We start from the raw sequence: 24809 nt of genomic DNA on the forward strand, positions 1-24809 counted from the left end.
ACGTAGGCTTTTTTCAGGTTAACTTCGTCGCTCCAGTGGTCGAACATGACGTTGATATCCCAGATAGCCCCCTGGCTGCTCTTAAAGGCTTTGGTTATCTGGAACTCGCCGCCGTTGCCTTCGTTGCCCAGACGGCCGATGGCCGAGGCGCCGTTATAGGAGCCATCGACGCCAACGAACTTCTGATCGCCGGTCTGGAACTGGGCGCCGTAGCGGGCGTAGCCGCTAAACTTCAGGCCGAACGGAATCGCCATATCCGGCGATGCGGCGGTAGTTTGCGGGTTGGTCATGACGTCCACTTTCTTATTGGCGGCAGCATCAATTTTCGCCTGGCGATCCGCCAGCGCCTTATCGACGGCTTTCGCCACAATGGCGTCAATTTGTTCCTGAGTAAACTCCTGGCCGAGTACGGAAATTGGGCACAGCGCGGCGACGACCGCCATTGCTAATGGCAGCATGGTTACAGTTTTCATAATTATCTCGCTTTTAATAATTCATCTATCCTAAATACTTCGAGTTGCAGGACAAAACGGTTAACCGTTTTGAACAGCGCTTGCGCTGGCCCCGTAAGGGGCGAGGCCTTAGGCCGAGTAACGCGGCAAGGGAGTGAATCCCTATGAGCTTACTTTGGTAAGTGATTCGGTAAGCGAGCGCAGCCAACGCACATGCAGCTTGAAATATGACGGATATATTCAGATAATAGCCATTCCGCCAGAGTCAGCGGGTGTGTTTATTTCGGGTACAGTTTTTTAAGGTTTATATAAATTAACGCTGGTACAAATGAATTAATTCCTCTGAAAATTCACGCGCCAGCAGTGAATTCATTAAATGATCCTGAGCATGCACCATAATTAACGTCATTGGCTGGCGCGCCTCACCGGCATTTGCGCTAATTTCCATTAGCGCATCTTCTTGAACAATCATAATATTACCTGAGGTGATTGGATTTTATTAAAGAATATAGCGAAAGTTCCTTTTTCGCATTATTCAAAGATAATAATATTGTATTATTTAAATTTTGCGGAAAATACAGCGCCCGCGGTATTTCCCCTGATTACTGGCTGACAGTTTCGGCAACCGGTACGGTATTTTTTGCTTTTTCTACTTCAGTTTTCATTAAGGAGCGCTCATAGGCGCGCAGGAACGGCAGGTAGATAACGGCTGACATCGTCATGCAAATAAGGCACATGATGACCGGGCTTAATGTCCAGTTAGCCGCCCACGAGGCGCCGACAGGAGCGGGCGTGGTCCAGGGCGTGAGCGAGACAACCTGGGTCAGCCAGCCAAGACGGGTTGCGCCATAGGCCAGGATGGCGTTGATCATCGGAACGAAAATGAACGGGATAAACATCATCGGGTTCATGATAATTGGCGCGCCAAACAGGATTGGTTCATTAATATTGAAGAAGCTCGGCACGATACCCATTTTGCCGATGGTACGCAGGTGCGCCACGCGGCTACGCAGCAGCAGGAACGCCAGCGGTAAGGTCGAGCCAACGCCGCCAATCAGCAGATAGTGGTCCCAGAAGCCTTGCAAATAAACGTGCGGCAGTGCGGCGCCGGCTGCCAGAGCCGCCTGGTTGGCCGACAGGTTCGCCATCCAGAATGGGTTCATAATCCCGGTGACAATCAGCGAGCCGTGGATCCCGGCAAACCAGAAAATCTGGCACATCAGCACGGAAAGCAGAATCGCGGGCAGGGAGTCGGAAGCCGATACCAGCGGTTCCAGCAGGTGCATAATCGCCTGCGGCAGAATCATACCGGTCTGGGCTTCAAGAAACAGATTCAGCGGATGCAGGGTGCCAATCACCACCAGTACCGGGATCAGGATTTCGAACGAACGGGCGACGCCGGTGGGCACCTCTTTCGGCAGGCGAATAGTGATGTTGTTCTGTTTCAGCCACGCATAGACGCGGGTGGAGTAAATGGCGGTAATCAGCGCGGTGAAGATCCCCTGACCTGACAGGTACTGCGTTGAGATTTTACCGTCGGCATAAGGGGCCGCTACCAGTAAAAAGGCCATAAATGCCAGCAGGCCGGACATCACCGGGTCGATTTGAAACTGGCGTCCCAGACTGGCGCCAATACCGACGGAGATAAAGAAGGTCATCACCCCCATGCTCAGATTGAACGGCAGCATCAGCTGTTCGCGGTACTGCTGCGAGAAATCCAGCCAGCCGCGGGCAAACCCGTTGGTGGTGTCCGGTGAAAAGGGAGGAAAGATAAATACCAGCATGAAAGAGCCGATGATCATAAACGGCAATGCGGCAGTGAAGCCATCGCGAATGGCGATAACATACTTCTGCTGCCCAAGGCGTCCTGCCAGCGGAGTAATAGATTGCTCGATCACGGCAATCATGGACTGATACGGAGAGCTCATTTGCACACCTCTTATTGCGCCGGATGAATCAGCGACAGCGCATAATCCAGGACGTTATCTCCCCGTTGCATCCCGTAGTCCATGGTATTAATGGGCTGGACCGGAATATTCAGGGAGGCGGCTTTTTCTGACAACGTTTTCAACATGTATTTCACCTGCGGACCGAGCAGCACTACCTGGTAGCGCGGAAACTGCATGTCAAATTCGGAAACGCCGTAGGCGTCAATCTGCACCGGCAGGTTACGTTCTTTCGCCACGTCGACCATCTTCCTGACCAGTAAACTTGTGGACATCCCGGCAGAGCAGCACAGCATGATCTTGTACATCGACACTCATCCTCAAAATGTAAAAAGTTATTGCGTGGATGATTTGATATCAGACGGAAACCGGTTTCCATTCATAAAAAACAGAACTGTGATGACTGTCAAGATCTTCCCCTTATGGCGCTAATTAATTGGATTTTGCTCACAGATTTCGGCCAGTTTGGCGATGTTTTTCCATGAAATGGAAAATCGGTTTCCAAATGAAAATGGAAACGGATATACTGGCGAAGGTTATAATTGAAGCGATTCAGGGCCGGGGATGTACAGGGATTGGACGGGCTCTGTCAGGGGATAATGATGTCTACAATCAATGATGTATCACGTTTAGCAGGGGTGTCCAAAGCCACCGTCTCTCGGGTGTTGAGCGGTTCGCGCGGAGTCAAAGAGGCCAGCCGTCAGGCGGTACTGCAGGCGGCAGAAGAACTCAACTACCGGCCCAATATGATAGCCCAGTCGCTGCTTAGCCAGAGCACCGGCTGTATCGGCGTGATTTGTGCCCAGGACAATATTAATCAAACGACCAGCTATCTGTATGCCCTGGAAAAACAGCTGAGTCTGCATCAGAAGCATCTGCTGCTGCGTTTTGCCAACACCCGCGCTGGCGTGATGAGCGCCCTCGAAGAGCTCAGCTGCGGCCTGTGCGATGATGTGTTGATCATCGGCGCGCGCTTTCCATTAAACATCGACCGGCCGGATGTGGCGCTGATTGACTGCCTGGAAAGCGATGGGGTGAACAATATTCAGTTTGACCACGCATTTGCGGCGGAAACGGCCTGTAACTACCTGATTAGCCAGGGGCGCCGGCAGATTGCGTTAATTCATCCTGAAGGAAGCGGCTTTGCCGACGAGGTTTTGCTGGGCTACAAACATGCGCTGGAAAAAAATTTCCTGCCGTTTAATCGCAACCTGGTATTCCTCGACAGTACGTCGCCGTCAGTGGCGGTACAAGAGCTGGTCAACAATGCGACAACCTTAAATTTCAATGCGTTACTGGTTGCTGATGAGCAACAGGCTCAGCACATTGTGCCGCAGCTGCTGGCGTTCAACCGGGCGGTGCCGGAAAAAGTCATGGTGTTCAGTCTGGCTGGATCGTTACAGCTGCCCGGTATTCCGACCATTCCGGCCATTGAGTATTCGATGGACGCCATGGCGGCGCGCATCGTCAGCTGGCTGACGGAAAAAAACCAGATGCTCAGTGACAGCATGTTGCGCGGCGATTTAATTATTCCGAAACGCTGAGCGCCTGCTGAACCCTGTCGGGCGCACGGCTTCAGCGTCGCCGCTGCGCTGGTGACATTCGGCGGGAAGCGTTGGCGGCGACGCTAAAGCGATGATGTTTTCGGGCAGCTGATTTTATCGATAGCTGCCTGATAACCCTTCTGATTATTCCGCTCTTTCGCCAGCGTGGCCTGCCGGACATATTCCTGATTTTGCTGAGAGGCGAGGATTTTATTGGCAAAATCGGTATCGCTCAGGGTGGCCTGCGGGGCGCATTTTGCCTTCACCGCTTTTAACACCAGTTGCTTTTGTTGCTCGAACTGCAGGCTTTTCAGCGGTGATTCGGCCCAGGCCGCCGTCGCGCTGAGGGTCGTAACCACGCACAATATCCAACACGCTTTCATGACGCTTCTCCTCAAAAAGTCGCTTCAGTCAACTATATGTATATGCGCAGGATGCGAAACACGCAAATTATCAGGCAGTTAAGTTGTTTAAAAGCCGATGCTTGCTTTCTACGTTAACTGAACCCGGCGTCGGGAATCCACGGCTATCAGCACCACGGAGGAAAGAATCAGCAGCGTACCGAGCCAGTCCGGGAGCGTAAAGGTGATGCCCAGTAGCATGAGCGACAGCAGCGCGCTGCTCAGCGGCTCGGCGCAGCTGAGAATCCCCGCTTTCGCGCCGCCAATTTTTTGTGCCCCGTTTAAATAGAGGCTGAAGGTCAGCGACGTACCGATCACCACCAGATAGAAGAAAGCCAGCAGCAGACCGCCATTGACGACAAAGTGGGCGCCCTGGCCGCCGTAGAACGGCAGCAGCATTGCCCCGCCCAGCAGCATGCTCCAGCCGACGATCGGCAGGGTGCCGTACCGGGCGATGAGCGTTGACGGCCAGGTGGTGTAAAACGCGGCGGCAAATGCCGACGCCACCCCCCAGAGTAGCGCCGACGGCGAAATGGACAACGTGGTGGGATTGCCGTGGGTGACCAGCAGGAACGTCCCCGCCAGCGAGGTCCCGATGGCCGCCAGCACCAGCGGCCCCGGTCGTGTTTTGCGGGCCAGCGCAAACCAGGCGACGATAATGGTCGGCGACAGGAACTGGAGTACCGTCGCGGTCGCGGCGTTCGATTTCTCGATGGTCATCAGGAAGGTGTACTGCACGGTCAGCGCGCCGAACAACGAGAAGAACAGCAGGCTTAAGGCATCCTGGCGCTTTTGCAGGACGCGGAAAATTTTGTCGCCGTGGACAAAAGAGAGCATCAGAAGAATCAGGCCAGCGAACAGCAGACGCGTCATGGTCAGAAACGGCGATGACATCTGGCTTTGCTGCATAATGTACTGCGCGCAAACGCCGGAGCTGCCCCATAGCACCGCGGCTATCAGTACGTTCAGCATCCCTTTTTTGCTGGAGCCCATCTTATCCTCGAATGAAATAGCGCAAAAGGCGCATCATAGCATGCGCTGATGCGCAGAGGCGGGCAGGAAATGGTGGGGCCCGGCGCGGTGGCGATGGCCGGGCCCTGGGTCGATTCGATGCTAGCTCAAATCGACGTTTTTACTGCCGAACAGCCAGGTAAAGACGAAACCGCATAGATAGGAAACGGCCAGGCCCGCGGCGTAAACCGCCATGCCGGCGTAGATCCCGCTCGCAGAGGTCATCAGCGGCAGCGCCACGAGGCCGGAAGGGCCAAAGACCGTATTCAGCCCCACCGGCAGGCCCAGCCACGCGACCAGACCGAGGAAAAAGCCGCCGCAGGCACCGCCGATACAGGCGGTGATAAACGGCTTCATCCGCGGCAGAGTGACGCCGTAAATCAGCGGTTCGCCGATACCGAGAAAGCCGGGAATAATCGCCCCTTTAATCTGGGTCCGCAGCATCGAGCCGTGCTTTGCCCGCCAGTACAGCGCCAGCGCGGCGCCGACCTGCCCGGCTCCCGCCATCGCCAGAATCGGAAACAGCGAGTTAAATCCTTGCGCATCGACCAGCGCAAAATAGACCGGCACGAAGCCCTGATGGACGCCGAACATTACCGCCAGCAGGAACAGACCGGCGAGCACCGCGGAGCCAAACGGGTTGCCGTTGAGATGGAGGAACAGCCACGACATCCCGGTAAACAGCCAGCCGCCGATGGGCATAATCACCGTAAAGGTCACCGCGCCCATAATCAGCAGAGTGACTGCCGAGGTCAGAATCATATCGAGGTTGGCTGGCATCACGCGGCGTACCTGTTTTTCTACCCACGCGCCGAGAATCGAGGCAATCAGTACGCCGATAATGTTGCCGCGCGGGTCGATGCCGTGACCGAAGAAGGTGCTGATCCCGGAGAAGAATCCGCTGGTGGCTTCGGGGTTGTAGCCGAGGACGAACAGCGACGCGATAATGGCGCCGTTGACTCCGGAGCCGCCAAACGCCTTCTGCGCATTATAGCCAATCAGGATGCTCAGGAAGGTGAACATCCCCTTGCTGAAGACTTTCATGTAGCCGATCAGCGCCACCAGCGAGGCGTTGGGATGGGCATTCTCCAGCACGAACATCTGTTCTGCCAGCGTTGCGAAGCCGAGCAGCAGGCCGACGGCGATAAAACCGGGAATCAGCGGGGTAAAAATAGTGGCGAATCTGGCGAGAAACTTCTGCACGCCGCTGGTTTGCTTGCTTTTCAGCGCCTGTTTTTTCTCTGCCGCCACCTGCGCCAGAGACGGCGCGTCGGCCTGCGCCTCTTCCAGCAGTGCGTTCATCATTTCCGCGGCGGTTTGCGCTTTACCGGGACCGAGCACCACCTGAAACTGCTCATCGCTGACGATAACCCCCATCACCCCTTCAATCTGACGGATGGCGGCGCTATCGGCGAGCTGTTCATCACGGAGGGTTAAACGCAGACGGGTCATGCAGTTCCCCGCCTGGGCGACGTTTCCGGCCCCGCCAACATGGGTAAGGATCCGCGCTATCATCTCTTTATTTATTTTTGCCATGGCACGCTACCTGGTTGTCGGCGCTTAGGTATTGCTCAGCGCTTTGCGGATAAAACCGTTATTTTTCGCCAGCAGGGATGTCGCTTCTGCGGCGCTCAGATTCGCCAGTACCATGATAATGGCGGTTTTACAGTGGCGACCGCAGGCATCCAGCGCGGCCTGCGCGCGGGCGCGATCGCAGTCGGTGGCTTCCATCACGATCGATACCTGGCGCTCAATCAGCTTCGCGTTGGTCGCTTCAACGTCAACCATCAGATTGCTGTACACCTTACCGACGCGGATCATGGCGCCGGTGGAGATCATGTTCAGCACCAGCTTTTGCGCGGTTCCCGCCTTCAGACGGGTAGAACCGGTGACCACTTCCGGGCCCACCACCGGGGTGATGGCTACATCGGCCAGACGGGCCATTTCACCGTGCGGGTTACAGCTGATGATGGCGACGAAGGCGTTCTGGCTGTGGGCATACTCCATGGCGCCAATGACGTACGGCGTGCGTCCGCTGGCGGCGAGGCCAACCAGCACATCGCGATTGCTGAAGTTAAGATTTTGCAGATCCATAGCGCCCTGCGCTTTGTTATCTTCCACATTTTCCACGGCGCTCAGAATGGCTTTATGGCCGCCGGCGATAACCCCGACCACCTGCTCGGGGCGAGTACCGAAAGTCGGCGGACATTCGCTGGCATCGAGGATCCCCAGACGGCCGGAGGTGCCGGCGCCAATGTAAATCAGGCGCCCGCCAGCTTGTAACGCCGCGGCCACTTTATCCACGACCTGAGCGATTTGCGGTAAGTAGGGGGCGATCGCGTGGGCCACCTGCTGGTCTTCCTGGTTAATGACCGTCAGCATCTCGACGGTGGACAGGGTGTCTATATTGGCGCTATTGGCATTGCGGCGCTCGGTCAGCAGCGCGCTCAGGTCGATACTCATACGAAAACCTCATCAATCACAGTGGAGACAGATTCTAAGGAATTAATTATTCCAATCATGTGAAGGTTATCACGATTAACGCTGAACAGATAAGAAGAGATTTGCAGGCAGGTCGGGAAGCGAAGCAGTAACAAAACTGGAATATTTTATTACTGATTCGTTGTTAACGGGTCGGACGGTTTTTTTACTCGCCGACAAACAGGGCAAACGGATAGCTGATGGCTAGCGAGGCTCATTTTCATCGTCGTTTCACCGCCACCTTTGCCGATGGCGGCGGAAAGACGTCGCCAGCTAGCGGGTTGCCGCGATGCCTGCCAGCGCCTGGCGCAGCACGGGGGCTGCGAAATCGAGAAATTTCCGCAGCTTAAGAGGCACCAGCCCGCGCGCGGTATACAGCAGATGTACCGGCGCAGGTTCCGGTTCCATCGCCTCCAGTATCAGCGTCAGCTCGCCGCTCGTCAGGCCATCAATGGCCTGGTAGTGCAGCAGGCGCGCTACGCCAGCCCCCAGTCGCGCGGCGTCGGCGGCGCTCTCCGGGGTAGTCACACACAGTACCGGTTGCAGCGTCACGTGCCGGTCTTCCGCCATCGTCGCCTTAAACCGCCAGCCGCGATAGGGCATCGGTGATTCAATACGAATGACTGGCAGCGTACTCAGCTCACGCGGGCGCTGCGGGTATCCGTGTTTCTCCAGCAGCGCCGGGTGGGCGCAGGTCACGATACGCATCTCGCCCAGACGGGTGGCAACCATGGCGCTATCCGGTAGCGTACCAATGCGCACCGCGAGATCGATATGCTCGTCGACCAGGTCGGCATTGCGATCGCTGAGCAGTAAACGGACGCGAATTTGTGGGTAACGTGCGAGAAAAGCGGTCACAACCGGTAAAACATGCTGACGGCCAAACATCGTCGGCGCCGCGATCGTCAGTTCGCCCTTCGGCTGCTGATATTCGCCCGCCGCCTGGCGTTCGGCCTGGTCCACCTCTTCGAGAATGCGCCGCGCGGCGGCGACATAATCGATACCGGCATCGGTCAGCGTCAGCTTGCGGGTGGTGCGCAGCAGCAGGCGCACGCCGAGCGTGCTTTCCAGCTCGGCAATATGGCGGCTGACGGTGGTCAACGGCATATTCAGCGCCCGCGCCGCCGCCGACATGCTGCCCAGTTCAGTCACTTTTACCAGTAGCGCCATCGCGCTCAAGCGATCCATGATTATCCCGTTTTCCGGAAAGATGATTGTCAGTATCGCAGTATTATCATTTATGGCGGCAGAGTCCATGATGAGCGCAGTAACCGCGCGTTCGGAGGAGCTATGCCGGGGGACTTTCTCGATATTGCCATCACGCCTGATGTGATGGACGTTCAACATGAAATGGGGAGCGATAAGCTGTGGCAGTCGCCGTATCGCCCGCGCAGGGGAGAACGTTTCGGCGCCAGCGAAGAGGAGATGATCGTCACCCGCGACAGTTTTTATCTGGCAACGCTATCGCAAACCGGCTGGCCCTATATTCAGCATCGCGGCGGGCCGCCGGGGTTTCTCCATCTGCTGGATGACGCCACGCTGGCGATGGCGGATTTTGGCGGCAACCGGCAATACATCACCACCGGCAACCTGCGCGGCAGCAACCGTGCCTGCCTGTTTTTGATGGATTATCCGCGCCGCGCCAGGCTGAAAATCTATGCCACCATCGAGGTGCTGGCGAAGGACGATGACCCCGGGCTGCTGGCCCGACTGACGCTGGACAATGACCACGCCCGAGTGGAACGCCTGTTCCGCTTTCAACTGCAGGCGTTTGACTGGAACTGCCCGCAGCACATAACGCCGCGCTACAGCGCCCGCCAGGTGGCGGAGTATAGCCAGACGCTGCAGCAGCGTATCCAGGCGCTGGAGCAGGAAAACCTGCGGCTACAACAACAGTTAACCCTCAAAGGAGAAGGAGAATGACCATGACCGACGTTCGTCCGCCGCTGCCGCCGTTTACACGGGAAAGCGCGCAGCAAAAAGTTCGCGCCGCCGAAGATGGCTGGAACAGCCGCGACCCACAAAAAGTGGCGCTGGCCTATACGGCCGACAGCCGGTGGCGCAACCGCAGCGAGTTTGTTCATGGACGCGCGGAAATCATCGCCTTCCTGACGCGAAAATGGCAAAAAGAGCAGCACTACCGGCTGATTAAGGAGCTGTGGGCGTGGAACGATAACCGCATTGCGGTGCGTTTCGCCTATGAATGGTGTGACGACAGCGGCAACTGGTTTCGCTCATATGGCAATGAGAACTGGGAGTTTGATGAGCATGGCCTGATGCATACCCGCTACGCCTGCATTAACGATCTGCCGATTGCCGAGCGGGATCGCCTGTTCCACTGGCCCCAGGGGCGCCGCCCCGATGACCATCCGGGGCTGAGCGAGCTGGGGCTGTAAACAGGCGACGTGGCGGGTTAATCGGCTTTCGGGAAGTCGACGACCGTATCATTCACCCGGTTCACCATATTGGTGAACAGAATGGCGCTCACCGCGCTGATTATCTCAATCACCTGCTGGTCGCTGAAGCCAGCGTTACGCAGTGCGCTGACCTCGGCTTCCGGGAGCGTGCCGCGGGTGCGCACCAGGGTCTGGACAAACTTCGCCAGCGCATCGAGACGGGCATCTTCCGCATATTCGCCGCGACGCAGGGCACGGATTTGCTCGCCGCTGTAACCCGCTTTTTTCGCCATTAATGTATGCGCCGCCAGGCAGTAATCGCAGCCGGTGGCTTCGCTCACGGCCAGGTTAATCGCTTCCAGCTCTTTGGCATTCAGGCTGCTTTTACTCAGCATCGCGTTATGCGCCAGTGCCTGCTGCAATGCCGCCGGCGAATGACCGCCAATGGTCAGATAGGCATTGGGCACTTTCCCCATCGCTTTTTTGATCGCGGCGAAAATTTCTGCGGCTTTACCGGTGACGTCTTGTTCACGAATATCAGCTAAACGGCTCATGGTGTGCTCCTGTTTTGGTGAGGGTGTGATGTGGCAATGGCGACATCTTAGGAGGATGCGGCGTGCTAGACTGAGGCTCTTCGTCTCATTTTTTTGTCTTATCGTCTCAGGAGTGGCATGGACAGTCTCAGTCATCTGTTGGCGCTGCTGGCGCCGCGCTGCGAAGTCAATCTCCACTGCCGGTTTGGCGGTCGCTGGCAGGCTGGTCATGAACAGATGCGCAGCGGCGTGGTGCCCTGGCATTTTGTGTTACGCGGCGAGGGGCGGCTGACGGTCGGCAAGCAAACCCGGCAGATGCGGGCGGGAGATGTCATCTTGCTCCCGCACGGCTCGCCGCATCTGATGGAAAGCCTGGTGGAGTGGGGGCAGATCCTGCCCGTCGCCCACCGCTTTAACGGCACTCTGACCGAGGTCCGAACCGGTACCGACCAGGATGCGCTGGAGATGCTGTGCGGCGAATTTTACTTCGGACCGCACGTCAGCTGGTTATTTGCGGAACCGGCGGACTTGATTCATCTGCATACCGACGAGCGCGCGGCGTGCCCGGAGCTGGAGCTGCTGCTTAATGTGCTGGTACGGGAAAGCCTGATGGCACGGCCCGGCAGCGGCGCTATCGTGCGCAGTCTCGGCGACACGCTGCTGGTTTTGCTGCTGCGCACGCTGCTGGGCAGCGAAGCGCCGCCGGAAGGGCTGCTGCGACTGATGAGCGATGAACGGCTGATGCCCGCTGTTTTCGCGGTGCTGGAGACGCCGGAGCAGCCCTGGACGCTGGAGAGTATGGCCGCCCGCGCTTTTCTATCGCGCGCCACCTTCGCCCGGCACTTTGCCCGCGCGTATCACCTCACGCCGCAGGCCTGGCTTTCGCAGCTGCGCATGGCGATGGCTGCGCGCCTGCTGCGCGTGGAGCGGCAGACTAACCTTGAGGTGATTGCCGGGCGCTGTGGGTTCCAGTCGCAGGCCTCGTTCTCGAAGGCGTTTAAAAAGCTGTATGGCGTCACGCCTGGCGAGTGGCGACGCCGGTGAGGATACCTGCGTAAAGCCGGGCTGCTGGCGCATGAAGCCAAATACCGGTAGATGATTTTATTTCCGGTTGCCGTTTTTGCAGTTTAAAACCTGGCCATAAAATCGTTATAGTTTCGCACGAAAAATAATAACCGCTTCTATGGACTGACAGGGTAAAAATGATGAAATTGCGTTTACGGACAGCTGCCGCCGTAGTGCTGGCGGGCCTGCTGCTGGCGGGCTGCGACCAGAAAAGCAGCGATGCGAAACACATTAAAGTCGGCGTTATCAACGGCGCGGAACAGGATGTGGCGGAAGTGGCTAAAAAGGTCGCCAAAGAGAAATATGGTCTGGAGGTCGAGCTGGTGGGCTTCAGCGGTTCGCTTTTGCCTAATGAAGCGACGAACGCCGGCGATCTGGATGCTAACGTCTTCCAGCACCGGCCATTCCTCGAACAGGATAATAAAGCGCACGGCTACCATCTGGTGGCGGTCGGCAACACCTTCGTGTTCCCGATGGCGGGCTACTCGCGCAAAATAAAATCGGTGGCCGATCTGCAAGACGGGGCGACAATCGCCATTCCGAACGATCCCACTAACCTCGGCCGCGCGCTGCTGCTGTTGCAAAAAGAGCAGCTGATTACCCTCAAGGCGGGGACTGGCCTGCTGCCTACGGCGGTCGATATTACCGCCAACCCGCGTCACCTGAACATTATGGAGCTGGAAGGGGCGCAGCTGCCGCGCGTGCTGGACGACCCGAAAGTGGATGTGGCGATTATCAGCACCACCTATCTGCAGCAAACCGGGCTCTCGCCGGTGCATGACGGGATTTTTATTGAAGATAAAAACTCGCCGTACGTGAATATCATTGTGACCCGCGAAGAGAATAAAGACGCGGAAAACGTGAAGGAATTTATGCAGTCCTATCAGTCGCCGGAAGTGGCAAAAGCGGCAGAGACTATCTTTAACGGTGGCGCGGTTCCCGGCTGGTAATCGTCAACACAAGGAGAGGCGAATATGGTCCGGCAGCGTCAGGCGGATTTACTGCTGGTAGCCGCTACGGTTATCGCCGCCTGCGGGTGGATATTTTCTCGCGAAGCCATCGCGGGGATGCCGGTTTTCGCCTTCCCTGGGCTGCGCTTCTTTTTTGCGGCGCTGCTGCTGCCGTTTTGTCGCGGCTTTCACGTCGAATTGTTATCGCCACCAGTCTGCGTTTCGGCCTGCAAATGAAGGGGCAGAAGTACGCGGCGGTGGCGAGCGCCGCGATTATCATGGTGCTGGAGCCGCTGTTGATGGTCATTGCCGCCGCGCTGTGGTACGGCGAACAGCTGCCGTAGCGGCGTCAGTCTCTTTTTCATCGTCACCACCTCCTCAGAAAACCAGCGTCCACGAGACCATCGCCAGCGGCGGATGGCAACCGCGGAAAGTTGGCCCAATCTCATCGTTCATTGCCCAAATGCCCATATTGCGCCAGGCTGGCGGGACGTACGATGTTCGCCAGATAACCGTGAAGAGGAGTGAACATCATGCACATGACCCATATCCGTAACTCAACTCAGATTATTGAATATGCAGGGAAAAAATTCCTGATTGACCCGATGCTGGCGGATCGCGGCGCCTGGCCGGGATTTCCGGGCACTGCCCGCGCGGGGTTGCGTAACCCACTGGTCGGGCTACCTTTTTCCCTTGAAACGATTATTGATGTCGATGCGGCGATCGTCACCCATACGCATGATGATCATTGGGACGAGGCGGCGATCGCCGCGATCCCGAAAACGCTGCCGGTTTTTGTCCAGCATGACGGCGATGCCCGGTTGCTGCGCGGACAGGGATTTCAGGATATCCGCCTGCTGTCGGCAGAAAGCGAGTTTGCCGGCGTCAGCTTACAGAAGACCACTTCCGGGCAGCATGGCAGCGACCGTACCTATGCCGTACCGGCCATGGCGGAGCGCCTGGGCGAAGCCTGCGGGGTGGTGTTCCGCCATCCGCAGGAGAAAACGCTATGGCTGGTGGGCGACACCCTCTGGCGCCCTGAAATTGAGGCCGATATGCTGCGGCTGCATCCCGATGTGGTGGTGCTGAACGCCGGCTACGCGCACGTGATTGGGTTCGGAGCGATTATTATGGGTAAAGAAGATGTGCTGAAAGCGCATTTCACCCTGCCGGAGGCACACATTGTGGCTATCCATCTCGAAGCGGTTAACCACTGCCTGCTGAGCCGCGAGGAGCTGCGCGAATACGTGGCGGATAATCAGATTGCCGATGTGGTCAGCATCCCGCAGGATGGGGAAAGTCTTTTCTTTTAACCGGTTGTAGGGAACGGAGGGCACCATGAAACTCACCGATGTCGCGATTGTCGCCGTGGATGGCTTTAGCCCTTTCCACTACTCGGTTCCCTGTATGTTGTTTGGCGATAGCGTCTCGGAAACGAAACGCTTTAACCTGCAGATTTGCGCCGAAAGGCCGGGATTGTTGACCGCGCGCGATGGCTTTGCGCTCAACGCCAGCGCCGATTTCACCGCCCTTGAGCAGGCCGATATCGTGGTGGTGCCTTACTGGGGCGCGGTGCATCAGCGGCCGCCCCAGTCGCTACTGGATAGCCTGGTGCGGGCAAGGGAGAGCGGCGCTGAAATTGTCGGGCTGTGCCTTGGTGCTTTTGTTCTCGGCTATGCCGGACTGCTGGATGGCAAACGGGCGGCGACCCACTGGGAGTTTGAGCAGGCGTTTCAGCAGTTGTTTCCCCAGGTGCAGCTGGATATCAATGCGCTGTACGTCGATGACCAGCGGATCATTACTTCGGCGGGCACGGCGGCGGCGCTCGACTGCTGCCTGTATATCATCCGCCAGCGTTTTGGCAGCCTGGCGGCGAATCAGATTGCCCGACGCATGATCGTGCCGCCCCATCGCGAGGGAGGCCAGGCGCAGTTTATCGCCCAGCCGGTGCCGAAAAATACCCGCGACGCGCGGATTAACGGCCTGCTGGAGTATCTCCAGCAGCATATCGCCGAGCCGCATAACCTTGATTCGCTGGCGCAGGTGGTGGCGATGAGCCGCCGTACGCTGACGCGTCACTTCGCCAGGGCAACCGGCATGAGCATTGCCGACTGGCTGACCATGGAACGTCTGCGGCGCAGTCAACTCCTGCTCGAAGCGGGGAATATGCCCGTCGAGCAGGTGGCGGAGAGCGTTGGCTTCCGCTCCGCCGTGACCTGGCGCCAGCAGTTTAAATCCCGCTTTGGCGTCAGCCCGGCAGAGTGGCGGCGCACCTTTCGCCGCGGGACTTAACCGGCGAGCGTCGCGCTGTCGATCACGAAGCGATATTCGCTCCCAGGCTTCGTTGATCTGATCGCCGCGAATGAGTTCGATATCGGCGACGATGCCGTGCTCGGCGCAGAAATCGAGCATCTCCTGAGTTTCCGGGATCCCGCCAATCATCGAACCGGCAATCGCACGGCGGCGGAATATCAGATTAAACACTTCCGGCGAAGGATGCGGACTGGCCGGCGCGCCGACCAGGGTCAGAGTGCCATCGCGTTTAAGTAACGTGGTGAAGGCATCGAGGTTGTGCGGCGCCGCCACGGTGTTAAGGATGAAATCGAAACTTTTCACGTGGGCGGCCATTTCGTCCTCGTTGCGCGAGACCACCACCTCATCCGCGCCCAGCGCTTTTGCCGCTTCCCGCTTTGATTCCGAGGTGGTAAAGGCCACCACGTAGGCGCCCATGGCGTGGGCCAACTTAATCCCCATATGCCCCAACCCGCCAATACCGACGATACCGACTTTTTTCCCCGGCCCGACGTTCCAGTGGCGCAGCGGAGAGTAGGTGGTGATCCCCGCGCAGAGCAGTGGCGCCACGGCGGCGAGTTGTTCCTACGGATGGCGCACGTGCAGCACGTAGCGTTCGTGTACCACAATCTGCTGCGAATAGCCGCCGAGGGTGTGTCCGGGCGCATCGGCCGTGGGGCCGTTGTAGGTGAGAATCATATGGTCGCAGTAGTTTTCCAGTCCTGCCTCGCACTCTGCACACTGTTTACAGCTATCGACCATACAGCCGACGCCGACCAGGTCGCCCACGTTGAATCCCGAGACCTGATTGCCGATGGCGGTCACCTGGCCGACGATTTCATGTCCCGGTACGCAAGGATAGAGCGTACCGGCCCATTCGGATCGCGCCTGATGAAGGTCGGAATGGCAGACGCCGCAGTAATCGATGGCAATCTGCACATCGTGGGGCCCCGGGTCGCGGCGGGAGATAGCCATCGATTTCAGCGGTTGGCTGGCGGAGTACGTACCAATAGCATTGATCTGCATAGCGAAACCTCTTTCTGAATGAACGTGCTGGATGATTCGGAGGGGATGACCTGCTTTTTGGCGGCAACGGTAAGCGTAGCCTGGTCAGCGCGGGGCGTGAGGCGATTAGCTCAGAGTGTTAAACCGTAAAGGGAAAAAGAGGCGGGATAAAAAAGAACGCGGCAAGAAGAGGCGGATTCCCCGCCCGGCAGGGAACCCGCAAACGTTGAGGCGATTATTCAACCGGCGTCAGATAATCCAGGCGCAGCGGCTCCGCCAGCAGGCTGTCCATTTGCGCGATAAAAGCCTGAAAGTGCGGCTGGGCGATGTGCGCCTCCAGCGCGGACGGGCCGCGCCACGACTCGCGCATGTAGAAGGTGTCCGGCGCATCGCGCAGCTGAAACAGGGCGTAATCCAGATTACCCGCTTCCTGACGGGTCGGCAGTAACAGCGCTTTCAGCGCCTGCTTGAGCCCGGCCGTTTTCCCCGGTTTGGCTTTCAGAACCGCAATGACAGATACCGTATCTTTGGTCATCTTAAAACCCTTCCAGCACGATTTTGCCGACCGCGCGTCCGGTTTCCAGTCGGGCGTGCGCTTTCTGCAGGTTGCTGGCGTTGATTGGACCGTAATGCTCACCGAGGGTGGTTTTGATGGTCTTATCGTCAATCAGCGCCGCCACCCGGGTCAGCAGCTGATGCTGGGCCAGCATATCCAGCGTTTCAAACATCGAACGGGTGAACATAAACTCCCAGTGCAGCGAAATACTTTTGGCCTTCAGCGGGCGAGCATCGAGGGTTTCCGGATCGTCAATCAACGCCAGTTTACCCTGTGGGGCGAGGGCGGCAATCAGCTGCGCGTAATGTTGCTCAGTCTTGTTGAGGCTGGCGACGTGCGTCACGGCGTTGACCCCAATCCGCGCCAGTTCTTCACTGAGCGGCTTGCTGTGATCGATAACGTGGTGCGCCCCGGCATCAAGTACCCATTTCTGGCTTTCCGGGCGCGAAGCGGTACCGATGACCGTCATGCGCGTCAGTTTGCGCGCCAGCTGCGTGAGAATGGAACCGACGCCGCCCGCCGCGCCGACAATCAGCAGCGTGTCCCCGGCATTGCCGCCTTCCTGCACGCCAAGACGGTCGAACAATAATTCCCATGCGGTGATGGCGGTCAGCGGCAGGGCGGCGGCAGAGGCGTTATCCAGTGAGCGCGGCTTTAAGGCGACGATCCGTTCGTCGACGAGCTGAAACTCGCTATTACTTCCCGCGCGTCCCAACGCACCGGCATACCAGACTTCATCGCCCGGCGCGAACAGCGTCACCGCCTCGCCGACCGATTTTACGATGCCAACCGCATCCCAGCCCAGCACGCGCGGGGTATCGCCGGTAAATCCGGCGCGGACTTTGGTATCCACCGGGTTAACGGAAATCGCTTTCACTTCAATGAGCAGGTCATGCCCGGCAGCAACCGGAAGCGGTAGCTCAATGTCGCTTAAAAATGGGATGTTACTGCCTTCAGTTACGGCGCGGGTAATGGCGATCGCTTTCATACACTCTCCGGTTTTAAATGAGGTTTCTGTGGGAATCCATTAATGGTAGACCCCTGGCGGAGAGGGAAAAACGGGGCCTTGGCGATAAGAGTTATATTGAAAAGATGAAAATCGGTCTGGGGACAGATATCGCGCTATTTCAGATTAACCGTGGTGCGGCCAGCCTGCTCAGCGCGGGTACACTGACTTCGCTGTTGGGACGACACCAACCTGGAGACTCCCGGGAGGAATATCGCGAAATGCTCGCGCCGGGAAATGTGATTTGTACTTCGCAAGTTATGTTTCATATTTGAGAATATTTTTGTGTCAGTACCACAAATATGAATATATTCCGCAGTGAATAATAAAATTGCGTTATCGCTCAAGGTTTGTGCCTTGACTCCTGGCACTCTGCGTGCGATTTTTCCTCTGTCAAATAATAAACAGGGTTTCACATTTGAAACAAAAATATAAATATCTTGCTATTTAATCGAGAGTTTCACTGTTGAAACGAAAATAAATACGCCGGTATTAAGCGGCGACGCCTTTTATCGCTTATTAAAATATAAAGTGAGGGATGTGCTATGCGTAAATTAATTCTTTCGCTGCTGCTGGCCGCCAGTGTCAACGGCCTGGCGCAGGCGGACGACGGCAAGCCGTTTCCGCATATCGGCTGGCGCAGTGCCGACAATCTCGCCGGGCTGGATTTCGGCGGCGCGCTGCGGGCCAATTATCGCTATGAAGACTGGAAGGGCAGTAATTATCGCCACCCGCCGCATCTGCGTTTTGATACCTTTCGTATCGACAGCAGCGGCTTTTATAATAACTATTTCTTTGATGCCGGATTCTGGTTCCAGGATCACCATAAATATGCCGTCGACAGGGCCTATGTGGGGTATCGTTTAAATGATAATAACAATATTACGCTCGGTATCCCCGGCAAACCTTTTGGCCTTGAACCCTATCCGCAATTTGGCTGGTCGTACGGTATACCGTTTTATTTAGGCTTTGGCGTCAGCGCCGGCAGCGGCGTCAACTATCAATATCACGATAATTACTGGTCGCTGGATGTGGCTTATTTTCCGTGGATGGTGCCGGAGAATTTACGCTACGCGCCGGATGTCGGCGATTACGATCGTCTGAAAAACACGATCTACCCCACCCAGCATCAGCAGCATAATGAAAAGCGCGATCAGGTTAACGTGCGTATCGCGCGTGATTTCCACGGCGGCGGCTGGAACAACGAGCTGGGTGGTTCGCTGGCGTTGGCGCGCCTGCACAACCGTGAAACTGACGACGACGGTACCTTCTGGGCGGCAGGAGTTCACGGGATGCTGCATAACGGGCCGTGGCAGTTCGCCTCGCAGCTGATTCGCTACCAGTACGATCCGAAGAATCCGGCGGGTGTCAGCGACGATACGATTCTGATGGGTGGCAACGGCCTGACTCCGGCCTACCTGATCCCGGCGAGGGCCACCACCGCGTCGCTCAACCTGGCTCGTGACGTCGATGTGAAGTGGGGGAGCGTCTCGAAGCTGCGTTTCTATAACGACTACAGCGTGCTGTGGAAAGACAAAAGCGGCTGGCAGGATTCGCAGATGAACACCCTCGGCGTGCAGGTTTTTGCGCTGCCGGTGATGTTCTGGGTCGATCTCAGCTGGGCGAAGAACGTCAATCCGTGGGGCGGCGCGCTGAACGCTACCGGCTGGACCAGCACTCAGTCTGAGGGCAGCGGCAAATGGTATTTCCGCACTAACGTGAATATCGGCTATTACTTCTGATGAGGAGAACAGGTTTCGCAGAAGCCCCGCTTCGCACGGCCATCCTGTTAAGCAGAGTCTGCCGGTTGCCAGAAGATGCAAGCAACAGGAAGCCGGTTATTTCTGAGCATATTCGCGGTCTGGGTCGGCATGAGTTGGCCACAGGGTGACATAACGGGTTGCCATGGGGCGGTATGGTTTATTGCATGGGGGAAGGATTCAGGGGCAGCAAGGCGATCACAGGAGTACCGTCAATGACCTAATATTATAATAATAAATGCTTTTATTTTAATGTTTCTAGATTTATATACACATTCCTATACACGCTATCTTTAGCCGCAATATCAGCAGCATCCTTGAATGTCAGGCTATGCCAGCAGGGGGCAGGGTGTTCATTGAGTTTACTTTCCACTGGCTGTCCTCAAAATCAGGCGATGTGATGTGGGACATTGCCATGGGCAGTCTAAAGCCATATCCTTATGACTTGGTATAGCTATTATTCGGTGCTTAAATGTCTGTTTCTAAAGAGGAAGTCGGTTTTCGTTCTTTGCTGAAAGAGCTGGTTTCATTGCCGAAAGAGACTGAGTGGGCAGAATTTAAGCATAATGCAATAAAACCAGAAGAACTCGGAGAGTATATCTCGGCACTGGCAAATTCGGCTGCTTTGCTTGGAAAGCCTACAGCCTATATGGTGTGGGGTGTTGATGATGAGACTCATTCTATAATCGGTACGGATTTCAAACCCTCTCTGGCTAAGCATAAACAGCAGGAGCTGGAAAGCTGGCTGTTGCAGGGACTGGAACCAAAGATTGATTTTACATTCCATGAATTCTCGTCACCTGAGAATGATGCTGTTGTCATTCTGGAGATAAATGCTAATTGCCATACCCCTGTGCGTTTTTCGGGAACAGAATTTATTCGTATTGGTTCTTATAAAAAACCGCTGGGTAAACATCCTGAAAAAGAGCGTGCCCTCTGGCGTGTCTTTGATCGGAAACCCTGGGAATACCGCGTAGCACGTGACAAGTGCTCTATTGATGAGGTGTTGCAGTTAATCGACTACCCATCGTTCTTCTCGCTCTTATCTCAACCGTTACCAGACAACAAAGATTCTATAATGGATTACCTTGCAAAGGATTTTGTTGTTGAGAGAAATGATGCGGGGTTCTGGGATATTACCAATCTTGGTGCAATACTTTTTGCACGAGAATTAGATGCCTTTAAAAATTTGTCCCGCAAAGCCATTCGTTTAATCCAGTACGATGCAAATAATCGTTTTAAAACGGTAAAGGAACTACAAGGCCATAAAGGTTATGCCGTCGGTTTTGAAGGCTTGATTGATTATATTAATAACCTTTTGCCATCAAATGAGGTGATTGGGAAGGCTTTTCGCAGCGAAGTAAGAATGTATCCGGAACTGTCTATACGAGAAGTTGTTGCCAACTCGCTGATTCACCAAGATTTCAACATTGGCGGGACGGGGCCAATGCTTGAGTTGTTCGCCGATCGCATGGAAATTTCGAATCCTGGCATACCATTAGTGGCGATTGATCGCCTTCTTGATTCTCCCCCGCGTAGCCGTAATGAAAGAATAGCCTCTCTTATGCGCAGGATGGGGATCTGTGAAGAACGGGGAAGCGGTATCGATAAAGTTGTTATTGAAACTGAGATTTATCAGCTTCCAGCCCCTCACTTTGAAGTTTATCAGGAGCATACGAAAGTCACTTTGTTTGCTCATCGCGATTTTAAGGATATGGATAATGAGGAAAAAGTCAGGGCGACTTACCTTCATTGTGTATTGAAGTACCTTGAAAAGGTTCCGATGAACAACACCACGCTGCGGGAAAGATTTGGTGTTGATGAAAAAAACAGCGCAATGATTAGCCGTATCATCAAGGAAGCAATGAAAGAAGATCGTATCAAACAATACGATTCATCAGTAGGAACCAAGGCAATGCGCTACATCCCATTCTGGGCGTAGTTGGGGATTTGCTTGATGGTTGCTTGATTCTGGCTCTTGGTTGTAAGCGTGATTTATATTTTCATTATTGAAAACAAAAAGATAGAATCTTTCCCGCTCTGCAATTTGCTTGATGGTTGCTTGATCCGAAGGTCTTTTCACCCTTCTCCAGCCGTCGATTTCCTGTTTTGGTGATATCCAGGCATCAACAAACATTCCTGCCGATTATGGAAATGGTGTCATAATCACACCTCTGTTATTTACTGATTTTATTAATAAATAAATTCTTCAAATCCCAAATACAGTTTCCTGCATCTTTTTCTTTTCTCCTGATCTAGCCTGTTCGCAACACATGGCAGCGATGCTGCGCCCGAAAGCTTCCCGTTCCAGGATGAGCGGTGATCTGAAAGAAGCGCTGATGGCGATCAATCCCGCAGGTCAATACGGAAGTAGCGTGGTCTGAAACTGACTGTCTGTCTTTGATACAGGCGACCACATCCTTTTATCGTTGAGCTGTTGCAGGCACAACGACCAGACAGAGGGCAGGCAGGAAATCAGGACGGCATTGCCGAAGGCTTTGCGTCCGGATTCCTGCCGGAGAGGTAAAACGCGGCGTCACTTTAATACGCGTAAGCGGGTGACCATGCCGCTCTCTGGAAATGTATAAATCAGCGTATCAGTCGGAACCAGTCCTGTACGCGGGCACTGCTGCGCGACGACCTGCGTGCCAGAGGTATGAACGTGGATAAGAAATTTTCCCGCTGGCTTGAAAAGCTGCTGCGAGAACAATTGATTGTTCTCGATGGTGAAGAGATCCGACTGGCTGATGTGGGGGAATAATGGGGGATACCTGAACAGTGGGGGAAATATGCCGGAAAGTCACGTTGTCCCCCACTATTTTCGTATTTAGCCGGGAAAGATGGGGGATTTCATCCAATACCGCGTCACCACTGGTTTTTCTGCTTTTTTGTCACAGAAAGTGGGGGAGCCAGCCAGGGAAAGGAAAGCGGGGGATAAAATGGGGGAATCGAAGCCAAGACATGACAGCATCCTCCCTGATGCTGTAGGAAAAACTAACTACTGCGGTAATTTTTCATCCCTGAGCCGCCGGACCTCATCCTCTTCAAATGCATCGTGCAACCGCTGTAGCTGTTCGGCAAGGATAAGCAGTATTACAAAATTCGGGCCTATTTCATCAGGATTATCGAGCATCGCATGTACCAGAACACGCGAGCGATCGACCAGATCTCTGGCCGAGGGTTGTTCTACCGTTATTTTCATAGATACCTCCGGCGGAGGCAAATGCGACGGGGGACAGCAGGACAGGATACATTCGCAGTGCTCCGCTTCGTGATAAGCAGGTTAACGCCATCACCGGAGACGCCAGGCTCACTGGTGATGACCCAGACAGGGTTGGCGTACCGGTTATCACGACCCGGCGCTTCTTTCGAAGCCCCTGCCTGAGTCACCATTGAAGGGGCGAGCGCAGGCCGCGCCAGTAGCACAGCAAACATCGCTACCGACACTCGTGATAATTCGGAACGCCAATTCCGGTTGCGGTTTTGCCGCAACGTGACCAATATAACTCAAAATTGTGGAGAAAAGCCACGTGCCATTAAGAATATCCGAATTACGTATAAATTATTTTATGTGAGTTTGATCTTGCGCAACGATTTGAAAATAGGACATTTAACAAATTCTATTAATTGCTATTGTTGTGTTTTTACTAATACAAGGCATTAAGATGAAAATAACTTTCTTTGCAGTTAATAATTTTCGTGGAATATCTGGAGGTCTTGATATAAATAAAATAATATTCAAGGACACAAATACGCTATTTATATATGGGCAGAACAATGCGGGGAAATCAAGTTTTCTCAAAGCATACGAGTTTTTTTATAATGATGAAGAACCTTCTAATGATGATTTTTACAGGAAAAATTTACAAAATAGCATAGAGTTTGAGTTAGAGGTAGAGCTCGATGCACTAGATAGAGATAGAATTGAAACGAATGCACCTAAACAAAAGGAAAGTTATAAAAAATATGCAGTTAATAATAATATAAGAGTAAAGAAAATATGGTTCCTTGAAAAGGGAAAAGTAAAAGTCAAAAATTACACGTTCGATTATGAAAAAAATTCTTATGAAGAAATTGGGTATGCCTCTATAGGGTTGCATAGGGTTTTTCAGTCATGTATGCCAAAACCCATATTTATTAAAGCAATGCCTACTGAAGAGGAAGCTAAGAAGACATTAAATGAAATATTAAAAACCATGGCCGAAAGTACTTTGAAAGTTGCTGAACTTCAGGAATTAGAAGATGCTAGGGCTAAAATAAAAGAACTTCAAGATAAAATGTATAACACAGAAACAATTGCATCTTATCAAGATTCCGTAAATGATTATTTTAAGAAAATATTTGATGATGCTCGTATAGCATTTAAAGATATAAAAGAACGATTAGCGTGGACAGAAAACAAACTTGGGAAAGAATTTGATATAGAGTTTGTCAAGACTACAATTGATGGAGAAAGAGATGATGAAATTCCTTGTTCACACAATAGTGTAGGCCATGGAACAATTCGCACAGCTATTTTCACATTATTGTTAATGAAAGATGTAGCTGAAAAATTCGAAAGGAGAGCTGGTAGGAAAGATTATATGGTTCTTTTTGAGGAGCCAGAGCTTTTCCTTTATCCAAAAATGGTTAAGGAGTTAAGGGAGCTAATTTATCAAGTAAGTACTGAAGATTTACCTTATCAAGTGCTATGTGCTTCTCATTCACCAACAATGATCGACATATCTAAACCAAAATCTTCAATAATTAGACTTGTTAAAACCAGTAACGGGACTAAAATATTCCAAATAAACGATTCTTTTTTAAAAGAAGCAAAAGATATAAAAACAGATGAAGAGCTCAAACAAGAAATGTATGAGGTTCTTAGGTTCAATCCATTTATGTGCGAATCGTTTTATGCTGATGAGGTAGTACTTATCGAAGGGCCTACAGAGGAAATTATCTCAAGAGCCTATTTACAGGAACAACAAACTAACAAAAATATATTTATATTAAATTGTGGTACAGTAAATAATATTCCTTTTTATCAGAAAATATTTTCTAAATTTAATATTAAATATCATGCCATATTTGATACTGATCAAGCTACTATTGTTAGTCATGACGTTGATGGATGTCCTTTTTTTGATAAAGGGATTCAAAAAACAATTTCTGAACAATATCAACTTGATAAGTCAAAAAATCAAAGTCTTGTTGGTATATTAAGGGTTCATTCGACAACATTCGAGCCTGCACATCAAAATGATAGTGTCCCTGAAGAATTGCGTTTTGTTCAAACAAGTGACAAGAGTAAACCTTATAACGCAAATCTATACTGGAAGAGAATTTTAAAGCCAAATTTAGGGCATGTCGATATGACCCTGTAAATAATTCTGTGTAATTGCCATCCGATTAAAGGTGGTCGCTCAGGC

At 53.8% G+C, this 24809-nt stretch carries 22 protein-coding genes and 3 pseudogenes; 11 read left to right on the top strand and 14 right to left on the bottom strand.

Annotated elements, in window-relative coordinates; genetic code table 11:
• From CWM52_RS24075 to CWM52_RS24090, 4 genes and pseudogenes are all read right to left on the bottom strand, one after another.
• The coding region (locus tag CWM52_RS24075) for a carbohydrate porin (protein ID WP_165785432.1) at positions 1–473 on the bottom strand (473 nt) is incomplete at its 3' end.
• A gap of 292 nt (positions 474–765) precedes the next feature.
• Positions 766–894 (bottom strand): annotated as a pseudogene (locus CWM52_RS24080) (PTS lactose/cellobiose transporter subunit IIA); the annotation flags it as partial.
• Positions 895–1054: 160 nt separating this feature from the next.
• Positions 1055–2380 carry a PTS sugar transporter subunit IIC gene (locus CWM52_RS24085; protein ID WP_100686373.1) on the bottom strand — a complete coding sequence of 442 codons (1326 nt, stop codon included), beginning with the start codon at positions 2378–2380 and terminating at the stop codon, positions 1055–1057.
• 11 nt (positions 2381–2391) lie between these two features.
• The gene (locus tag CWM52_RS24090) at positions 2392–2706 is read right to left on the bottom strand and encodes a PTS sugar transporter subunit IIB (protein WP_100686374.1); all 315 of its coding nucleotides are present in this window, start codon (positions 2704–2706) and stop codon (positions 2392–2394) included.
• 294 nt (positions 2707–3000) lie between these two features.
• Here CWM52_RS24090 and CWM52_RS24095 point away from each other — a divergent pair, with 294 nt between their 5' ends.
• Entirely contained in the window at positions 3001–3942 is a 942-nt protein-coding gene (locus CWM52_RS24095) for a LacI family DNA-binding transcriptional regulator (RefSeq protein ID WP_100686375.1), read from the top strand.
• Between the two features lie 83 nt (positions 3943–4025).
• Here CWM52_RS24095 and CWM52_RS24100 read toward each other — a convergent pair whose 3' ends face one another.
• The 5 genes from CWM52_RS24100 to CWM52_RS24120 form a co-directional block, all read right to left on the bottom strand.
• Positions 4026–4325, bottom strand: coding sequence for a YicS family protein (locus tag CWM52_RS24100; RefSeq protein ID WP_100686376.1), 300 nt, complete (start codon positions 4323–4325; stop codon positions 4026–4028).
• A gap of 108 nt (positions 4326–4433) precedes the next feature.
• The gene (locus tag CWM52_RS24105; RefSeq protein ID WP_160704167.1) at positions 4434–5336 is read right to left on the bottom strand and encodes an EamA family transporter; all 903 of its coding nucleotides are present in this window, start codon (positions 5334–5336) and stop codon (positions 4434–4436) included.
• 120 nt (positions 5337–5456) lie between these two features.
• Entirely contained in the window at positions 5457–6890 is a 1434-nt protein-coding gene (gene murP, locus CWM52_RS24110) for a PTS N-acetylmuramic acid transporter subunit IIBC (protein WP_100686377.1), read from the bottom strand.
• Between the two features lie 24 nt (positions 6891–6914).
• A complete protein-coding gene (murQ, locus tag CWM52_RS24115; RefSeq protein WP_100686378.1) occupies positions 6915–7817 on the bottom strand; it encodes an N-acetylmuramic acid 6-phosphate etherase in 903 nt (300 codons plus the stop codon).
• Between the two features lie 291 nt (positions 7818–8108).
• On the bottom strand, positions 8109–9023 hold the full coding sequence (locus tag CWM52_RS24120; protein WP_100686379.1) for a LysR family transcriptional regulator: 915 nt from the start codon (positions 9021–9023) through the stop codon (positions 8109–8111).
• A gap of 102 nt (positions 9024–9125) precedes the next feature.
• On the opposite strand from CWM52_RS24120, the gene CWM52_RS24125 reads away from it, so the two are divergent.
• Complete coding sequence (locus tag CWM52_RS24125) at positions 9126–9758, top strand: pyridoxamine 5'-phosphate oxidase family protein (RefSeq protein WP_100686380.1); 633 nt, start codon at positions 9126–9128, stop codon at positions 9756–9758.
• A 2-nt stretch (positions 9759–9760) separates the two neighbouring features.
• Positions 9761–10231 carry a DUF1348 family protein gene (locus CWM52_RS24130; RefSeq protein WP_100686394.1) on the top strand — a complete coding sequence of 157 codons (471 nt, stop codon included), beginning with the start codon at positions 9761–9763 and terminating at the stop codon, positions 10229–10231.
• A 17-nt stretch (positions 10232–10248) separates the two neighbouring features.
• On the opposite strand, the gene CWM52_RS24135 is transcribed toward CWM52_RS24130, so the two are convergent.
• A complete protein-coding gene (locus tag CWM52_RS24135) occupies positions 10249–10785 on the bottom strand; it encodes a carboxymuconolactone decarboxylase family protein (RefSeq protein WP_100686381.1) in 537 nt (178 codons plus the stop codon).
• Positions 10786–10902: 117 nt separating this feature from the next.
• Between CWM52_RS24135 and CWM52_RS24140 the strand changes: the two genes are divergently transcribed.
• From CWM52_RS24140 to CWM52_RS24160, 5 genes and pseudogenes are all read left to right on the top strand, one after another.
• Positions 10903–11808, top strand: coding sequence for an AraC family transcriptional regulator (locus CWM52_RS24140; RefSeq protein WP_100686382.1), 906 nt, complete (start codon positions 10903–10905; stop codon positions 11806–11808).
• A gap of 161 nt (positions 11809–11969) precedes the next feature.
• Complete coding sequence (gene nlpA, locus CWM52_RS24145; RefSeq protein WP_100686383.1) at positions 11970–12779, top strand: lipoprotein NlpA; 810 nt, start codon at positions 11970–11972, stop codon at positions 12777–12779.
• A gap of 24 nt (positions 12780–12803) precedes the next feature.
• Positions 12804–13120 (top strand): annotated as a pseudogene (locus CWM52_RS24150) (DMT family transporter); the annotation flags it as partial.
• Between the two features lie 192 nt (positions 13121–13312).
• Positions 13313–14092 carry an MBL fold metallo-hydrolase gene (locus CWM52_RS24155; protein WP_100686384.1) on the top strand — a complete coding sequence of 260 codons (780 nt, stop codon included), beginning with the start codon at positions 13313–13315 and terminating at the stop codon, positions 14090–14092.
• A gap of 25 nt (positions 14093–14117) precedes the next feature.
• The gene (locus CWM52_RS24160) at positions 14118–15071 is read left to right on the top strand and encodes a GlxA family transcriptional regulator (RefSeq protein WP_100686385.1); all 954 of its coding nucleotides are present in this window, start codon (positions 14118–14120) and stop codon (positions 15069–15071) included.
• Here the strand turns inward: CWM52_RS24160 and CWM52_RS24165 are convergent.
• From CWM52_RS24165 to CWM52_RS24175, 3 genes and pseudogenes are all read right to left on the bottom strand, one after another.
• Positions 15068–16097: pseudogene (locus CWM52_RS24165) on the bottom strand (NAD(P)-dependent alcohol dehydrogenase). The gene CWM52_RS24160 and the pseudogene CWM52_RS24165 sit on opposite strands and share 4 nt — an antisense overlap.
• Positions 16098–16311: 214 nt before the next feature.
• Positions 16312–16611: a putative quinol monooxygenase gene (locus CWM52_RS24170; protein ID WP_100686386.1), complete on the bottom strand. Its 300-nt coding sequence runs from the start codon at positions 16609–16611 to the stop codon at positions 16312–16314.
• A gap of 1 nt (position 16612) precedes the next feature.
• Positions 16613–17620, bottom strand: coding sequence for a zinc-binding alcohol dehydrogenase family protein (locus CWM52_RS24175; protein WP_100686387.1), 1008 nt, complete (start codon positions 17618–17620; stop codon positions 16613–16615).
• 563 nt (positions 17621–18183) lie between these two features.
• Here CWM52_RS24175 and CWM52_RS24185 point away from each other — a divergent pair.
• Complete coding sequence (locus tag CWM52_RS24185) at positions 18184–19380, top strand: porin (protein ID WP_100686389.1); 1197 nt, start codon at positions 18184–18186, stop codon at positions 19378–19380.
• A gap of 490 nt (positions 19381–19870) precedes the next feature.
• Entirely contained in the window at positions 19871–21340 is a 1470-nt protein-coding gene (locus CWM52_RS24190) for an ATP-binding protein (protein WP_100686390.1), read from the top strand.
• Between the two features lie 1056 nt (positions 21341–22396).
• On the opposite strand, the gene CWM52_RS24200 is transcribed toward CWM52_RS24190, so the two are convergent.
• On the bottom strand, positions 22397–22600 hold the full coding sequence (locus CWM52_RS24200; RefSeq protein ID WP_079968719.1) for a hypothetical protein: 204 nt from the start codon (positions 22598–22600) through the stop codon (positions 22397–22399).
• A gap of 463 nt (positions 22601–23063) precedes the next feature.
• On the opposite strand from CWM52_RS24200, the gene CWM52_RS24210 reads away from it, so the two are divergent.
• Entirely contained in the window at positions 23064–24764 is a 1701-nt protein-coding gene (locus CWM52_RS24210; RefSeq protein WP_100686392.1) for an ATP-dependent nuclease, read from the top strand.
• The last annotated feature ends 45 nt before the right edge of the window (positions 24765–24809 follow it).

The organism is Raoultella sp. T31 (assembly GCF_002806725.1).
In the GTDB taxonomy this organism is placed as follows: domain Bacteria; phylum Pseudomonadota; class Gammaproteobacteria; order Enterobacterales; family Enterobacteriaceae; genus Klebsiella; species Klebsiella electrica.

Excerpts from the sequence above, each read along its gene's own strand:
- CWM52_RS24085 (WP_100686373.1), bottom strand. The coding sequence starts at position 2,380 with ATGAGCTCTCCGTATCAGTCCATGATTGCCGTGATCGAGCAATCTATT.
- CWM52_RS24090 (WP_100686374.1), bottom strand. The coding sequence starts at position 2,706 with ATGTACAAGATCATGCTGTGCTGCTCTGCCGGGATGTCCACAAGTTTA.
- CWM52_RS24095 (WP_100686375.1), top strand. The coding sequence starts at position 3,001 with ATGTCTACAATCAATGATGTATCACGTTTAGCAGGGGTGTCCAAAGCC.
- CWM52_RS24100 (WP_100686376.1), bottom strand. The coding sequence starts at position 4,325 with ATGAAAGCGTGTTGGATATTGTGCGTGGTTACGACCCTCAGCGCGACG.
- CWM52_RS24105 (WP_160704167.1), bottom strand. The coding sequence starts at position 5,336 with ATGGGCTCCAGCAAAAAAGGGATGCTGAACGTACTGATAGCCGCGGTG.
- murP (WP_100686377.1), bottom strand. The coding sequence starts at position 6,890 with ATGGCAAAAATAAATAAAGAGATGATAGCGCGGATCCTTACCCATGTT.
- murQ (WP_100686378.1), bottom strand. The coding sequence starts at position 7,817 with ATGAGTATCGACCTGAGCGCGCTGCTGACCGAGCGCCGCAATGCCAAT.
- CWM52_RS24120 (WP_100686379.1), bottom strand. The coding sequence starts at position 9,023 with ATGGATCGCTTGAGCGCGATGGCGCTACTGGTAAAAGTGACTGAACTG.
- CWM52_RS24125 (WP_100686380.1), top strand. The coding sequence starts at position 9,126 with ATGCCGGGGGACTTTCTCGATATTGCCATCACGCCTGATGTGATGGAC.
- CWM52_RS24130 (WP_100686394.1), top strand. The coding sequence starts at position 9,761 with ATGACCGACGTTCGTCCGCCGCTGCCGCCGTTTACACGGGAAAGCGCG.
- CWM52_RS24135 (WP_100686381.1), bottom strand. The coding sequence starts at position 10,785 with ATGAGCCGTTTAGCTGATATTCGTGAACAAGACGTCACCGGTAAAGCC.
- CWM52_RS24140 (WP_100686382.1), top strand. The coding sequence starts at position 10,903 with ATGGACAGTCTCAGTCATCTGTTGGCGCTGCTGGCGCCGCGCTGCGAA.
- nlpA (WP_100686383.1), top strand. The coding sequence starts at position 11,970 with ATGAAATTGCGTTTACGGACAGCTGCCGCCGTAGTGCTGGCGGGCCTG.
- CWM52_RS24155 (WP_100686384.1), top strand. The coding sequence starts at position 13,313 with ATGCACATGACCCATATCCGTAACTCAACTCAGATTATTGAATATGCA.
- CWM52_RS24160 (WP_100686385.1), top strand. The coding sequence starts at position 14,118 with ATGAAACTCACCGATGTCGCGATTGTCGCCGTGGATGGCTTTAGCCCT.
- CWM52_RS24170 (WP_100686386.1), bottom strand. The coding sequence starts at position 16,611 with ATGACCAAAGATACGGTATCTGTCATTGCGGTTCTGAAAGCCAAACCG.
- CWM52_RS24175 (WP_100686387.1), bottom strand. The coding sequence starts at position 17,620 with ATGAAAGCGATCGCCATTACCCGCGCCGTAACTGAAGGCAGTAACATC.
- CWM52_RS24185 (WP_100686389.1), top strand. The coding sequence starts at position 18,184 with ATGCGTAAATTAATTCTTTCGCTGCTGCTGGCCGCCAGTGTCAACGGC.
- CWM52_RS24190 (WP_100686390.1), top strand. The coding sequence starts at position 19,871 with ATGTCTGTTTCTAAAGAGGAAGTCGGTTTTCGTTCTTTGCTGAAAGAG.
- CWM52_RS24200 (WP_079968719.1), bottom strand. The coding sequence starts at position 22,600 with ATGAAAATAACGGTAGAACAACCCTCGGCCAGAGATCTGGTCGATCGC.
- CWM52_RS24210 (WP_100686392.1), top strand. The coding sequence starts at position 23,064 with ATGAAAATAACTTTCTTTGCAGTTAATAATTTTCGTGGAATATCTGGA.